The organism is Klebsiella sp. 2019SCSN059, assembly GCF_021739525.1.
In the GTDB taxonomy this organism is placed as follows: domain Bacteria; phylum Pseudomonadota; class Gammaproteobacteria; order Enterobacterales; family Enterobacteriaceae; genus Klebsiella; species Klebsiella quasipneumoniae.
Window position 1 is genome coordinate 32,662 of record NZ_JAKKOM010000031.1, and the last position, 13,980, is coordinate 46,641.

Annotated in this window: 12 protein-coding genes; 3 read left to right on the top strand and 9 right to left on the bottom strand. The window is 62.7% G+C overall.

Annotation, left to right across the window (positions count from 1 at the left end; translation table 11 throughout):
- Nucleotides 1-82: 82 nt before the first annotated feature.
- A complete protein-coding gene (fdhF, locus tag L2I46_RS23490; RefSeq protein ID WP_077598907.1) occupies nt 83-2,230 on the bottom strand; it encodes a formate dehydrogenase subunit alpha in 2,148 nt (715 codons plus the stop codon).
- A 272-nt stretch (nt 2,231-2,502) separates the two neighbouring features.
- Between fdhF and L2I46_RS23495 the strand changes: the two genes are divergently transcribed.
- Nucleotides 2,503-3,231, top strand: a complete 729-nt coding sequence (locus L2I46_RS23495; protein WP_044525150.1) for a response regulator — start codon at nt 2,503-2,505, stop codon at nt 3,229-3,231.
- A 40-nt stretch (nt 3,232-3,271) separates the two neighbouring features.
- Here the strand turns inward: L2I46_RS23495 and L2I46_RS23500 are convergent, their stop codons facing one another.
- From L2I46_RS23500 to L2I46_RS23515, 4 genes are all read right to left on the bottom strand, one after another.
- Nucleotides 3,272-4,288, bottom strand: a complete 1,017-nt coding sequence (locus tag L2I46_RS23500) for a carbohydrate kinase family protein (protein WP_032454581.1) — start codon at nt 4,286-4,288, stop codon at nt 3,272-3,274.
- 74 nt (nt 4,289-4,362) lie between these two features.
- Nucleotides 4,363-5,304, bottom strand: a complete 942-nt coding sequence (locus tag L2I46_RS23505; RefSeq protein WP_032454582.1) for an ABC transporter substrate-binding protein — start codon at nt 5,302-5,304, stop codon at nt 4,363-4,365.
- A gap of 30 nt (nt 5,305-5,334) precedes the next feature.
- Nucleotides 5,335-6,333 carry an ABC transporter permease subunit gene (locus tag L2I46_RS23510; protein ID WP_023291658.1) on the bottom strand — a complete coding sequence of 333 codons (999 nt, stop codon included), beginning with the start codon at nt 6,331-6,333 and terminating at the stop codon, nt 5,335-5,337.
- Nucleotides 6,330-7,850 carry a sugar ABC transporter ATP-binding protein gene (locus tag L2I46_RS23515; protein ID WP_236948263.1) on the bottom strand — a complete coding sequence of 507 codons (1,521 nt, stop codon included), beginning with the start codon at nt 7,848-7,850 and terminating at the stop codon, nt 6,330-6,332. Before L2I46_RS23515 ends, L2I46_RS23510 begins: the two co-directional genes overlap by 4 nt.
- Before the next feature lie 179 nt (nt 7,851-8,029).
- Here L2I46_RS23515 and L2I46_RS23520 point away from each other — a divergent pair, with 179 nt between their 5' ends.
- On the top strand, nt 8,030-10,315 hold the full coding sequence (locus tag L2I46_RS23520; protein ID WP_032454585.1) for an ATP-binding protein: 2,286 nt from the start codon (nt 8,030-8,032) through the stop codon (nt 10,313-10,315).
- A 70-nt stretch (nt 10,316-10,385) separates the two neighbouring features.
- Nucleotides 10,386-10,742 carry a DDRRRQL repeat protein YjdP gene (gene yjdP, locus L2I46_RS23525; protein ID WP_032429059.1) on the top strand — a complete coding sequence of 119 codons (357 nt, stop codon included), beginning with the start codon at nt 10,386-10,388 and terminating at the stop codon, nt 10,740-10,742.
- A gap of 22 nt (nt 10,743-10,764) precedes the next feature.
- Here the strand turns inward: yjdP and phnP are convergent, their stop codons facing one another.
- From phnP to phnL, 4 genes are read right to left on the bottom strand one after another with little or no spacing between them, the layout of a single operon-like run.
- Complete coding sequence (gene phnP / locus L2I46_RS23530; RefSeq protein WP_236948264.1) at nt 10,765-11,523, bottom strand: phosphonate metabolism protein PhnP; 759 nt, start codon at nt 11,521-11,523, stop codon at nt 10,765-10,767.
- A 15-nt stretch (nt 11,524-11,538) separates the two neighbouring features.
- Nucleotides 11,539-12,102, bottom strand: coding sequence for a ribose 1,5-bisphosphokinase (gene phnN / locus L2I46_RS23535; RefSeq protein WP_004206368.1), 564 nt, complete (start codon nt 12,100-12,102; stop codon nt 11,539-11,541).
- Nucleotides 12,102-13,238, bottom strand: coding sequence for an alpha-D-ribose 1-methylphosphonate 5-triphosphate diphosphatase (phnM, locus tag L2I46_RS23540; protein ID WP_236948265.1), 1,137 nt, complete (start codon nt 13,236-13,238; stop codon nt 12,102-12,104). The genes phnN and phnM overlap by 1 nt, the downstream gene beginning before the upstream one ends.
- Complete coding sequence (phnL, locus tag L2I46_RS23545; RefSeq protein ID WP_023291665.1) at nt 13,235-13,915, bottom strand: phosphonate C-P lyase system protein PhnL; 681 nt, start codon at nt 13,913-13,915, stop codon at nt 13,235-13,237. The genes phnM and phnL overlap by 4 nt, the downstream gene beginning before the upstream one ends.
- Nucleotides 13,916-13,980 lie beyond the last annotated feature (65 nt).

Genomic DNA, 13,980 nt, shown 5'->3' on the forward strand with positions numbered 1-13,980 from the left:
GCACGGCGCCGCTTGTATGCCGGGTGGCGGCTGCGCCAGATCCGGCCTACGCATCGCGCGAGCCGGATCAGGCCGCCGCACCTTAACCCATCGCGCTTTCGCGCAGGCGGGATTTCAGCTTGTTGTACTCGTCGATCACGTACTGTTCCGCCGCGCGCTGATCGGCAATCCGCTCAACGTTGACCGCGCAGTACTTGTACTCCGGCGTTTTGGTTATCGGGCTCAGGTTCTCCGACACCAGCTCGTTACAGGCGCCAATCCACCACTGGTAGGTCATATACACCGCGCCTTTGTTCGGCCGGTCGCTGACCTGCGCGCGGGTGATGATCCGACCCTTGCGCGAATTCACCCACACCAGCGCTTCATCCTCAATGCCTAACCGTTCGGCGTCGGCGGTGTTGATCTGCGCATAGCCAGGCTCATCCGCCAGCGCCGCCAGCGCCGCGCAGTTACCGGTCATTGAACGGCACGAGTAGTGGCCGACTTCGCGCACCGTCGACAGCACCATCGGGTACTCGTCGGTGAGCTTATCGATCGGCGCGACCCAGTCGCAGGTAAAGAACTGCGCCAGCCCGTTCGGGGTATCGAACTTCTCTTTAAACAGATACGACGTCCCCTGATCGGCGTCGGACTCATCGCGGCACGGCCACATGACGTAGCCAAGCTCACCCATTTTCTCGTAGGTGGCGCCGTAGAAGTCCGGGCACAGATGCCGCAACTCGTCCCAGATCTCCTGGGTGTTGTTATAGTGCATCGGATAACCCATCCGGGTGGCGATTTCGCTGATGATCTGCCAGTCGGTTTTCAGATCCCACTTCGGCTCTACCGCTTTAAAGAAGCGCTGGAAGCCGCGGTCCGCTGCGGTGTACACGCCTTCGTGCTCGCCCCACGAGGTGGACGGCAGGATGACGTCGGCCGCGGAGGCGGTTTTGGTCATGAAAATGTCCTGGACGATAACCAGCTCCAGATCGTCGAACGCTTTGCGCACCGCCGACAGTTCGGCATCGGTCTGCAGCGGATCTTCCCCCATAATATACGCCGCCCGCACTTCGCCATGCGCCGCGCGGTGCGGCAGCTCGCTGATGCGATAGCCGGTATGTGCCGGCAGGCTGTCGACGCCCCAGGCTTTGGCGAACTTCTCGCGGTTTTCCGGGAACTTAACGTACTGATAGCCCGGATAAGTATCCGGCAGCGCCCCCATATCGCAGGCCCCCTGGACGTTGTTCTGGCCGCGCACCGGGTTGACGCCGACGCTCGGTTTGCCGAGGTTGCCGGTGAGGATCGCCAGGCTGGTCAGGGAACGCACGGTCTCCACGCCCTGGTAGAACTGGGTCACGCCCATGCCCCACAGAATGGCGGCGGATTTGGCGCTGGCGTACATCCGGGCGCAGGCGCGGATCTCCTGGGCGCTGACCCCGGTGATCTCCTCCACCGACTCCGGCGTATAGCCTTCAACGATTTTGCGATACTCCTCGAAGCCTTCGGAACGGCTGGCGACGAAGGATTTATCGTACAGATCCTCTTCAATAATCACGTGGCCAATGGCGTTGAGCAGCGCGATATTCGAGCCGTTCTTCAGCGCAATGTGCATATCGGCGATGCGCGCGGTTTCAATTTTGCGCGGGTCGCAGACGATAATTTTCGCCCCGTTGCGTTTAGCGTTAATGACGTGATTCGCCACGATAGGGTGGGAATCCGCCGGGTTGTAACCGAAGATAAACACCAGATCGGTGTTATCAATCTCCGTGATGGCATTACTCATGGCGCCATTACCGACCGACTGGTGCAGACCTGCAACCGAAGGGCCGTGTCAGACGCGAGCGCAGCAGTCGACGTTATTGGTACCAATAACGGCGCGCGCGAATTTTTGCATCACATAGTTGGTTTCATTACCGGTACCGCGGGAGGAGCCGGTGGTTTGGATCGCATCCGGGCCATATTTGGCTTTAATGGCGCTGAGGCGAGTGGCGACGTAATCCAGCGCCTCATCCCAGGAGACAGCTTCCAGCTTGCCGCCGCGTTGACGACGGATCATGGGGGTTTTCAGGCGCGGCGTCAGGATCTGGGTATCGTTAATAAAGTCCCAGCCATAATAGCCCTTCAGGCACAGGGTTCCCTGGTTGGTTTTCCCCTGCGCCGCTTCAGCCCGAACGATTTTGCCGTTATCGACCACCAGGTTGATTTTGCAACCTGATGCGCAATACGGGCAAACCGTGACGACTTTTTTCATCGGTCTTGCTCCAGTTATTCAATGGGCGCGTTTGCGCTATCGCGCCGTCACTATGCATCTTCTATGCCATATTTTCATTGTGGGTATTCCTTGATGATACGTGGCTTTTTTGGGCGAAATGCTGACGAAAAACAGCCTGTCGACAGATTTGACGTGTCGATACCCTGGAGATGTGACGGCGCTTGAAAAAATGTCACCGGGAGAGGAATTTGTCGGCGCAGCCTTGCAGAATCGATCAGACTGACACTAACTCCCCGCGGGCAGAGGCAAAGATGAAACCGGTCATTTTAGTGGTTGATGACGACATAGCGATGGGCGAGCTGCTCAGCGATGTGCTCGGCGCGCACGCGTTTGAGGTGCTGGTCTGCCAGACCGGCGGCGACGCGCTGGCGACGGTGGCGCAGCGGGCGGACATCGCGCTGGTTTTGCTGGATATGATCCTGCCGGATACCCATGGTCTGCAGGTGCTCCAGCAGCTGCAGCGCACGCGGCCTGAGCTGCCGGTGGTGATGCTCTCCGGCCTGGGCAGCGAGTCCGATGTGGTGGTGGGCCTGGAGATGGGCGCCGATGATTACATCGCCAAACCGTTCAGTTCGCGGGTGGTGGTCGCCCGGGTGAAGGCGGTGCTGCGGCGCAGCGGGGCGCTGGCCAGCGAGGCGCCGGGCGGCGTCGCCGGCCTGACGTTCAACGGCTGGCGGCTGGATACCACCCGCTGTGAGCTGTATAACCCACAGCAGCAGGCGATCCCGCTGACCCAGGGAGAATACGGTTTGCTGCTGGCGCTGGCGCAGAACGCCCGCCGGGTGCTGAACCGTGAACAGCTGCTGGCGCTAACCCATACCGAAAGCACCGAGGTGTTCGATCGCACCATCGATGTGCTGATCATGCGCCTGCGGCGCAAAATCGAATTGAACCCGCATCAGCCGACGCTGATTAAAACGCTGCGCGGCCTGGGCTATGTCTTTTCCGCCGACGTGACCCACAGCGAGAAGGCGGCGTAGGGCGGGGGCTGTCTAACCGGCCTGCCCATTGCTGGCGGTGTTAACCCCTCTCACTATTCTGCAACTGAATAAACGCCTGCAGCTCAGAGAGCGTTTTGGCGCCGTCGATCGCATTGGCGGCCTGCAGGCTGGCGCGGGCGCAGGCATGAGCCAGCTGCAGACTGTCGGTTAACGGCCAGCGTTCGTGACTGCCGTACAGCAGGCCGGCGCAGAAGGCATCACCGGCGCCGACGCTGCCGACAATCTCCTCCGGCGGCAGCCGCCATGACGGTACCCAGCGCCCGGCTTCGGTACGGGAGACGCCCCATGCCCCCTCCGGACAGTGGATCACCACTCGCTGGCGCACGCCTGCGTCAAGCAATGCGCTGGCGGCGCGGGCGATATGGGCGACGTGCGGCTCGCCGTTGGGTAGACGAATCTCCAGCCCGCTAAACTCGCTGGCTTCCAGCTCATTGATGGTCAGGTAGTCAAGATGCGCCAGCGCCGGCAGGACCAGCGGGCGGTAGCGCGGGTCGCCCTTGCGCGACACCAGATCGAGGGAAACCTCATAGCCTCGCTCGCGCATCTGCGCCAGCAACCGCGCGCTGCGGGTGCCGTACTCTTCGTCGGGGCGATCGAGACTTTCAAGCAGCAGCAGATAGCCGAGATGGAAAATTTTCAGCGGCGCATCCAGCGGCTCAAAGGCCGGAAGGTCAAGCAGGCGGTTGGCGCCGGGAGAGTGAAAGAAGGTGCGCTGGCCTTCGGCGTCGGTCATCACCTGAGTCATCGAGGTGGGGGCGGAGCTGGTGCGCTGCACAAGCTGGCGATTGATATGGTACTGATCGAGCATGGCGGTAATGTAGTCGCCATCGTTATCCTCGCCAATCAGGCCGACCGCCTGCAGCGGCAGTCCGGCGTGCATTTTGGCCAGGGTCAGCAGGACATTCAGCGGCGCGCCGCCGGTGGCGCGTTCGCTGTGAATAATTTCCACCAGCCAGCCGCGCTCCGGCCACTGTCTGATCTGGTGGACATGATCGACCAGCATGTTGCCTGCGGCAATAATCCCTTTACGTTCCATGATCGCTACTCCGCGCCGTCATACTCGTTAAGCGTAGCGCACAATCGGCGGAACGATTGTGCGCCCGGTTGCGCTTATTTCACGGTCCAGCCTTTGTAGGAACTGACGTTGTTTTTGTCGATCATGGTCACCGGGATCAGCACCGGCGCGGTTGGGGCCGGTTTGCCCTGCAGGATGTTGTAGCCAATTTCCACCGCCTTCGCCGCCATCACCTGCGGATCCTGCGCCGGCGTCGCGACGAACAGCGAGTTCTTACGCTTCAGCGCCTCTTCGCCGTCCGGGCTGCCGTCGACGCCGACGATGAAGAACTCGCTGCGCTGCGCCTGTTTCGCCGCCAGATCGGCGCCAATCGCCGTCGGATCGTTGATCGCGAACACGCCGTCAATCTTCGGATTGGCCGCCAGCAGGGAGGTCATCACCTCCAGTCCGCCTTCCCGGCTGCCTTTCGCGTTCTGGTTGGAGGACAAAATTTTAATATCCGGGTGTTTTTTGAACTCCGTTTCGCAGCCTTCGACGCGGTTTTGTACGGCGGAGACAGGCGGCCCGTTGATGATCACCACGTTGCCTTTGTTGTTCAGACGGTCGCTAATGTATTTACAGGCCAGCTCGCCCGCCTGGGTGTTATCGGAGGTGATGGTGGCGTCGGCCCCTTCGGCGGCAACGTCAACCGCCACCACCACGATCCCGGCCTCTTTGGCCCGCTTCACCGCCGGGCCAATGCCTTTCGAATCGGCGGCGTTGAGGATAATCATATCGACCCTGGCGGCGATAAAGTTGTCGATCTGCGCCACCTGCTGGCCCAGGTCGTAGCCGCTGGAGACCAGCGTCACTTTGACGTTATCCCCCGCCAGCTTGCGGGCTTCCAGCTCCGCGCCCTTGGTGATCTGCACAAAAAACGGGTTGGCAAGGTCGCCCACCGTCACGCCTATCGCTTTCAGCTCTTTGGCCGACGCAAAGGGGGAGGCGGCCAGCAGCGCGCCAGCACACAGCGCGGTGACTATCGGTTTTAAACGCATTCGCTTTTCCTCGCAGGTAAGATGGTGTTGTTATGCACTTTGATGGTGTCGGGTACGGTATTTGTCGATCAGCACCGCAATGATGATCACCGCCCCTTTGATCACCAGTTGCCAGAAGTAGGAGACCCCCATCAGGGTCATACCGTTATTGAGGGTGGCGATAATCAGCGCCCCCACCAGCGTACCGGTGATGGTGCCGATGCCGCCGACGAAGCTGGTGCCGCCGAGAATGACCGCGGCGATGGCGTCCAGCTCGTAGCCGACCCCGAGGTTGCCGTTGGCGCTGTACAGCCGGGAGGCGCTCATCACCCCGCCAAGGCCGGAGAGCAGGCCGCTCATGCCATAGACAAACAGCAGCACCAGCCAGACTTTGATGCCGGTCAGCCGCGCCGCCTGCATGTTGCCGCCCACCGCGTAGATATGCACCCCAAGGGTGGTTCGGCGCAGGATAAACCAGCACACCGCGATAACCGCCAGGGCGATGACCACCAGCCACGGCACCGGGCCGAGGTAGTCATTGCCGATCCACTCGAAGCTGATATCGGAGTTGATTACCGTGGTGCCGTCGGCCAGCAGATAGGCGGCGCCGCGCAGCGCCGTGTAGGTACCGAGGGTGACGATAAACGGCGGTAGCCCGGCGAAGGCCACCAGCGCGCCGTTGAACAGCCCAAGCAGCAGGCCGAGCATCAGCGCCGCCGGAATCGACAGCAACGCCAACTCCGGGATCAGCGAGACCACCATTGCCGCCACCGCGGTGGTGCCGAGAATGGAGCCGACGGAGAGGTCAATGCCGCCGGTGAGGATGATAAAGGTCATTCCCGCCGCCAGCACAATGTTGATCGAGGCCTGGCGGGTGATATTCAGCAGATTGCTTTCCGTGAAGAAGTTGGGGGCGATAAAGCCGAAAACGGCGACGATCAGGATGAGGATCGGCAGAATGCCGACGGTCTGCATCAGGTCGCCCATCAGCATTTTTTTCGCCGAAGCGGATGTCGCGACCGGCGCGGAGGTCTCTTTCGGTATGCTCATAGTTGCCCTGCCTTAAGGTGAGAATCGTTCACGCCGGTGGCCAGCGTCATGATCTGTTCCTGGCTGATATCGCCGGACTGCAGCTCGCCGGCGATAGTCCCTTCGCGCATCACATAGACCCGGTCGCTCATGCCCACCACTTCAGGCAGTTCGCTGGAGATCATCAGAATAGCGACGCCCTGGCGCGCCATGTCGTTCATGATGCGGTAAATCTCGCTTTTCGCGCCGACGTCGACGCCGCGGGTGGGTTCATCGAGGATCAGAATGCGTGGGCCAATCGCCACCCAGCGCGAAATTAACAGCTTCTGCTGGTTGCCGCCGGACAGTCCGCCGGCGCGTACCTGGGCGTGCGGCACGCGGATGTTCAGCAGCTGGATGGCGTCATCGGAAATAGTTTGCGCCTTACGGCGATTGAGCATCCCCCAGGTCGCGTCGCGCTCCAGCGTCGCCATGGTGATGTTTTCCTGGGCCGCCAGTTCGAGAAACAGGCCCTGCTCTTTGCGATTTTCGGTCAGAAAGCCGATTCCATGGTCGATGGCTTCGCGCGGCGAGTGGATCACCACCGGCTCGCCGTCGATCTCGATCACCCCGCCGGTGGCTTTGCGCACGCCAAAGATCAGCTGCGCCAGCTCGGAGCGTCCGGCGCCGACCAGCCCGGCGAGGCCGACGATTTCGCCAGCGTGCACCACCAGGCTGCTGGGCTTAACCTTGCCGCCATCGGTCAGATCCTCGACCCGCAGGCGCGGCTGGCCGCGGGGAATATCGCGCTCTTTATTGAACAGATCGCTGAGCGGACGGCCGACCATCATGCGCACCAGCTCCGACGCATTGAGCTTGTCGCGCACCAGGCTGCCGACATACTGCCCATCGCGCAGGACGCTGACCCGGTCGGAGAGCTCATACACTTCCGCCATGCGGTGGCTGATATAGATGATCGCCATCCCCTCGTCACGCAGGCGCAGGATGAGGTCGAACAGGCGCTGGGTTTCCCGCGAGGAGAGGGCGGCGGTGGGTTCATCCATCACCAGAATGCGGCTTTGACGGTGCAGAGCGCGGGCGATCTCCACCTGCTGCTGTTCGGCGATGGTCAGGGTCATCACCCGGTCGCTGGCCTTGAACTGGGCGCCGAGACGGTCGATCACCGCCTGCGCCTGGCTGAGCATCGCTTTGCGCTGCACCAGGCCACCGCGCGCCAGCTCGCTGCCGAGGAAAATGTTTTCCGCGACGGTCAGGTTCGGCGCCAGCTGCATCTCCTGGTAGATCAACGTGATCCCGGCGGCCAGCGCGTCCTTGGGGCCGCGGATCGTTTGCGGTTTTCCGTCGATCAGGATCTCGCCGCTGGTGGCGGTATAGGCGCCGGCGAGGATCTTCATCAGCGTGCTTTTTCCGGCGCCGTTTTCCCCCATCAGGGCATGGATCTCGCCGGGCCAGACCGTCAGGTCGACGCCCTTCAGCGCGTAGAATTTGCCAAAAGCTTTGGCGATATGGCGCATTTCCAGTACCGGGGTGGCGGTCATCACGGCGCTCCTGTCTGCGAGAACAATAGCTGCAGTCCACCACCGGAAAATAAATGCAGGATGTCAGAATCCATTCATATTTGTCATAGTGATAAATAGTTAACCGCGATCACAGTTACGCGGCGTCATTTTCTGCACCGTCACGCCTATCTGCCGACCGTTCCTTCACCGGAGTTGCTATGACCGCTCGCCGACACCCGTTTTTCACCAGCGCCCGTGGCCGCCTGCTCTCCTTTAATCTGCTGATGGTGGTCGTCACCCTGCTGGTTAGCGGCGTGGCGGTGTTCGGCTTTCACCACGCCAGCCAGCTGCAGGAGCAGGTGCAGCGCCAGACCCTCAACGATATGCGCGGCAGTATGGATCTGGCGCGGGACACGGCGAATGTCGCCACGGCGGCGGTGCGCCTGTCGCAGGTGGTGGGCGCGCTGGAGTACAAAAGCGAAGCGGAACGGCTGCTGGCGACGCAGCAGGCGCTGAAGCACTCGCTGGCCCAGCTGGCGGCGGCCCCGCTGGCGCAGCAGGAGCAGGCGCTGGTGGCCAGTATTATTCGCCGCAGCAACGCGCTGCAGCAGAGCGTGGCGGAGATGCTGGAGCGCGGCCAGCGCCGCCATCTGCAGCGCAATGCGCTGCTGAGTTCGCTTTACCAGAATCAGAGCAACCTGCGCCATCTCGCCGATCTTAACGATCGCGGCGGGGAGCGGGCGATCGATCCTCGCCGGCTGGCCGAGATGGACCGGCTGATCGTCGCCGCGATCCATACCGTCACGCCGCGGTCGATCGTCCTGCAGCTCGACCAGCTGCGCGGCGACCTGCCGGCCCATAGCGCCGATCCCGCGCTGGCGTTTGTTCTCCCCGACGTCACCCGGGAGCTGGCGAAACTTGCCCCGCTGTCGGCCCAGCTGGAGGAGAGCGACCTGACGATCAGCTGGTACATGTACCACATCAAAGCGCTGGTCGCGCTGCTTAACGACGACATCAATCAGTACGTGACCCGGGTGGCGGAAGCCTCCGAACAGCGGGCGGCGCAGAGCCATCGGGAGCTGCGCTCCATCAGCATGTTTATTCTGCTTTCCGCGCTGCTGGCGCTGGCGATCACCGGCTGCGCCGGGTGGTACATCTACCGTAACCTGGGCTCTAACCTGACCGCTATCTCGCGGGCGATGTCGCGGCTGGCTCAGGGAGAGCCGAACGTCTCGGTGCCGGCCCTGCAGCGGCGCGACGAGCTGGGCGAACTGGCGCGCGCCTTTAACGTTTTCGCCCGCAATACGGCGTCGCTGGAGCACACCACCCGGCTGCTGAAAGAGAAGACCACCCAGATGGAGATCGATCGGATTAAGCGCCAGGAGCTGGAGGAGGCGCTGCTGCACAGCCAGAAGATGAAGGCCGTCGGCCAGCTGACCGGAGGCCTGGCGCATGATTTTAACAACCTGCTGGCGGTGATCATCGGCAGCCTTGAGCTGGTGGAGCCGAATGCGCAGGATGCGCCGCGCCTCACCAGGGCGCTGAAGGCGGCGGAACGCGGGGCGCTGCTGACCCAGCGGCTGCTGGCCTTTTCGCGCAAGCAGGCGCTGCATCCCCAGGCGGTGGCGATGGCGCCGCTGCTGGAGAACCTCAGCGAGCTGATGCGCCACTCCCTGCCGGCGACCTTGAGCCTGGAGATTGAGGCGCAGTCGCCGGCATGGCCGGCATGGATAGACGTCGGCCAGCTGGAAAACGCCCTGATCAATCTGGTGATGAACGCCCGCGACGCCATGGCCGGGCGCACGGGCGTCATTAAAATTCGCACCTGGAATCAGCGGGTCACTCGCAGCAGCGGCCAGCGGCAGGATATGGTGGCCCTGGAGGTGATCGATCACGGCAGCGGCATGTCGCAGGCGGTGAAAGCCCGGGTGTTTGAACCCTTCTTCACCACCAAAGCCACCGGCAGCGGCAGCGGCCTGGGGCTGTCGATGGTGTATGGCTTTGTGCGCCAGTCGGGCGGCCGGGTGGCGCTGGAAAGCGCGCCGGGGCAGGGGACGACGGTGCGGCTGCAGCTGCCCCGGGCGATGACCGAGGTCGGGAAGGCGGTGGCGCCGGTGGAAGACGAACCCATCCCAGCGGGAGAGCGGCTGGCGCTGGTGCTGGAGGATGAAGAGGATGTTCGCCAGACGCTGTGCGAACAGCTGCATCAGCTGGGCTGGCTGACGCTGGAAACCACCAGCGGGGAAGAGGCGCTGCAGCTGCTGGAGGCCTCGCCGGATATCGCCCTGTTGATCAGCGATTTGATGCTGCCCGGCGCGCTGAGCGGCGCCGATGTGATTCATACCGCCCGACGCCGCTTTCCGGCGCTGCCGGTACTGCTGATCAGCGGTCAGGATTTGCGCCCGGCGCAGAACCCGGCCCTGCCGGAGGTGGAGTGGCTGCGTAAGCCCTTTACCCGCGCCCAGCTGGCGCAGGCGCTAAGCGCGGCGTACGCGAGGATTTGAGATTCCTCCGCTACCCGGGCGGCATGCCGTTGATTAAGGTAGCGGCAGGACTCTGATGAGATTGGCCCCGATGAAACGTTACGCAACCGCACTGCTCTTTTGCACTCTGTCGCTGACCAGCCTGGCCGCTCGCGCCGATATTATCGATGACGCGATCGGCAATATTCAGCAAGCCATTAACGACGCCTATAACCCGGGCAGTAGCCGTTCCAGTGACGACGACGACAGAGACAACGACGATGGCCGTTATGATGACGGGCGCTATCAAGGGAGCCGCCAGCAGAGTCGTGACAGCCAGCGTCAGTATGACGATCGGCAACGCCAGCTGGACGATCGCCGCCGTCAGCTGGATGAACGCCAGCGCCAGCTCGATCGCGATCGCCGCCAGTTAGAAAGCGATCAGCGTCGTCTGGACGATGACTATTGATCGCCCCGCTGCAGACCGACGCTTAATCCAGTACTATTTCCATCCCGTCATAGCCCGCTTCGAAACCTTCCGGTAGCGGGTTATCCATCATCCAGACGTCAAACTGATGGCTGATATGGGTGAGGATCACTCGCGGACAGCCTATCGCCTGGTTAAGGGCGCAAACGGTAGTGAAATCGTTGTGGTTACGCGGGGTCTGCGCGCGCGGCTCATGGCTGCAGTCGATGATCATCGCCTGCGGGCGATTGTTGAGTAAAAACTTCAGCGTCTTGTCCGGCAGCCCGGCGGTATCCGAGAGCCAGGCCACCCGACTGTGGGCCGACTCCAGCAGATAACCGAAGGTGAGCTTCGAATGGTTGAGCGGCAGGGGCGTCACCCGCAGGCCCTGCAGCTCAAACACCACAAACGGCGTGACGGTATGGCTGAAGTCGAGCAGGCCGGGGTGCTTGAGCAGATCGTCGCAGCCGGCGTCGTCCGGCGGGCCATAGACCGGGAGCGGCCCGCCCACGCCCCAGCGCAGCGGAAACAGCCCCTGCACATGATCCAGGTGATAGTGGGTTAGCAGCACTTGCTGAAAGCTGCCGGCGGGATGATGTTCCATCAGATCCGGCCTGCCGGCGTCCAGCAGCGTCACTGCGCTGTTGAACGTCACCACCCCGCTGCAGGGGCGGCGGCGATGGCTTTCCTCACGGCGGGCGCGGCGGCAGGCCGCGCAATCGCAGCCGAAGACCGGCACCAGCTGAGCGCCGCCGGTGCCGGTTAAGCGGAGGGTCAGGCTCATCGTGTCACCTTGTGTTTATACCAGCGGATCCGCTTCGCGCACCGCGTGGCTGCGCAGCAGGCGGAAAAATTCATCGACCGATTGTCGGAGACTGCCGTCGTTATTCAGCGTAAGGCAATCGTCCGGCTTATAGCGCGCGGCGCGGTCCAGACGCTGGGCGATGTCCACCGCATTTTCCCGGCCGCGCTGCTCCAGCCGCTGGCGCAGCACCGGCGGCGAGACGGCGAGACAGATCGGCACCAGCACCTCGCCGTAGCGTTCCCGCGCCAGCGCCAGATGGGCGCGGGATCCATTGGCCACCACGTCGAAGCCGGCGTGCAGCCAGAGGTCGATCTCCACGCCAATGCCATAGTAAGTATGGTTGGCGTGCCAGCTGAGGGCAAAGAGATGCTGCTCGGCGCGGGTAAAAAATTCATGTTCGCTGAGGGCGATATGGTTTTCGTTACCGGCGTTAAAGGGCCGGGTAATGTAACGATGCGCCACCAGCAGCTGCGGGTGCTCGCGCTGGCGCAGCGCCGCCAGCAGGCTGTCTTTACCGGAGCCGGAGGGCCCCACCAGCCAAATCAGTTTCCCCGGCATTAAAAGACCCTCCTTCCCTGGCGCCAGACATGGTCGATGTGGACATGCTCGCCGCGACGGTGCGCCAGCACCAGGTCGGCGCGTTTCCCCTCGGCGATGACGCCGCGATCGTCAAGGCCCAGCGCCTGCGCCGGATGTTTGCTGACCAGACGGATCGCCTGCGCCAGGGTGAAGGCGTTATCCTCGGCGTCGGCGATGCGGAATGCGGCATCCAGCAGGCTGGCGGGGTAGTAGTCGGAAGAGAGAATGTCGAGCAAACCGTGATTCGCCAGCTGGTGGGCGGCGACGTTGCCGGAGTGGGAACCGCCGCGCACGATATTCGGCGCCCCCATCAGGACGTGCATCCCGTGCTGACGTGAAGCCTGCGCCGCGACCAGGGTGGTAGGAAACTCGGCGATCACGCTACCCAACTGGTGGGATTCAGCCACATGCGCCTCGGTGGCGTCGTCGTGGCTGGCGAGGGCGATACGGCGGGCGCGGCACATGGCGGCAATGGTCTGGCGATTGGGCTGCGACCAGGTAGCGGCCAGGGCCATCTGCTCGGCTTCAAAACGATCCATCTCGTCATGCGTCAGATGGTACTTTCCCTGATAGTAATCGCGGTACTTGCTGCGATCGGCATACTGGCGCTGGCCCGGGGAGTGATCCATCAGCGAGACCATGCTCACCGATTCGCGCTCGATCAGCTTTTCAAACAGCGGCAGCGTGGTGTGATGCGGCAGCTCGCAGCGCAGGTGCAGACGGTGCTCGGCGCGGTTAAGACCACGCTTTTGCGTCTCTTCCACCGCATTGACCATCTTCTCCAGATTCTCAAGACGATCGCCGCCATCGCGCACGTCGCCAATCGCCACGGCGTCGAGCACGGTGGTGATGCCGCTGGCGACCATCATTGCATCGTGGCTGCTCATCGCCGAGTGGGCCGGCCAGTCCACCTTCGGTCGCGGGGTAAAGAATTTGTCGAGGTTATCGGTATGCAGTTCGATAAGGCCCGACAGCAGCCAGCCGCCTTCGCCATCCAGCGCCTGCGGCAGCCGGCTCTGGCTTTCCGCGAAGGCGAGAATGCGACCGCCCTGGACTTCCAGCGAACCGTGTACCACGTCGTCGTCGAGAACCAGTTTTACGTTATTGATAATCATGCTGTCATTCCCATGGGGTGCAGCCGGTCGGCGACCTGGCGGCGTACCCCTTCGTCATGGAAAATCCCGACGATGGCCGCGCCGCGCGCTTTGGCATCGTGGATCAGGTCGACCACGGCAGCACTGTTTTTGGCATCCAGTGAGGCGGTGGGTTCATCGAGGAGCAGGATCGGATAGTCGACCGCAAAACCGCGGGCGATATTGACCCGCTGCTGTTCGCCGCCGGAAAAGGTCGACGGCGCAAGATGCCACAGACGTTCGGGAACGTTGAGGCGGGTCAGCAGCTGGGCGGCTTTGGCGGCGCTCGCTTCACGCGGCGTCCCGAGGTCGAGCAGCGGCTGCATCACCACCTCCAGCGCCGAAATGCGCGGGATCACCCGCAGAAACTGGCTGACCCAGCCGATGGTGGTTTGACGCACTTCCAGCACCTTGCGCGGCGTGGCGGTGACCAGATCGACCCATTCGTCGCCGTGGCGGATATGAATATGGCCGCTGTCCGGCAGATAGTTGGCGTACAGCGAGCGCAGCAGGGTCGATTTGCCGCTGCCGGAGTGGCCATGGAGCACCACGCACTCCCCGGCGTTAACGGTCAGCGAGGCGTCGGCCAGCACCGGCAGACGCACGCCGTGCTGCTGGTGCAGAACAAAGGTTTTATGAATGTTTTCAACGCGGATCATGTTAGCCCTCACGGGGTTGAGTTGCCGGGTGGCGCTTCGCTGACCCGGCCTACGAATAACGCATC